This window comes from Kocuria cellulosilytica, assembly GCF_040981245.1.
Taxonomy (GTDB): domain Bacteria; phylum Actinomycetota; class Actinomycetes; order Actinomycetales; family Micrococcaceae; genus Kocuria; species Kocuria cellulosilytica.
The window spans coordinates 1-504 of record NZ_JAVFWZ010000171.1; the positions used below are offsets into that span (position 1 = coordinate 1).

A 504-nucleotide genomic window follows, 5' to 3' on the forward strand; every position below is an offset into this window, starting at 1 on the left:
GTGCCCAACGTTTACGGCACGTCCAAGGTGTCGACCAGGTTGCCGGTCGGGAACATCGCGCCCGCATCGCCGTCATCGGACGGATCGATGAACTCCAGCTGGATCTCGGCGGCCGGGAAGGTCACGCCATCCAGCTCGAAATCGCCGATCTCCTGCACTTCGCCATCGCGCATCGGCACGTGGGCGATGATGGTCTTGCCGATGTTGGCCTGCCAGATGCGCACGGTGCACAGGCCATCGCGCGGCACCCGGGCCGGATCGATCAGCCCATTGGCGATCGCGAACGGACCCACTGCCGTACTGAGGTTGCCGCAGTTGCCGCTCCAATCGACGAAGGCGGTGTCGATCGAGACCTGGCCGTACAGGTAGTCCACATCGTGGTCCGGCACCGAGGCGGTGGAGATGATCACGCACTTGCTGGTGCTGGAGGTGGCACCGCCCATGCCGTCGATCTGCTTGCCATACGGATCGGGCGAGCCGATCACGCGCATCAGCAGCGCATCG

The 504-nt window shown here is 64.9% G+C and carries 1 protein-coding gene; it reads right to left on the reverse strand.

Translation table 11 applies throughout. The features are described from left to right. Positions 1-11: 11 nt before the first annotated feature. Positions 12-504, reverse strand: a 493-nt coding sequence (locus RCG67_RS17545) for a PrpF domain-containing protein (protein ID WP_368828111.1), incomplete at its 5' end; no start/stop codon positions are given.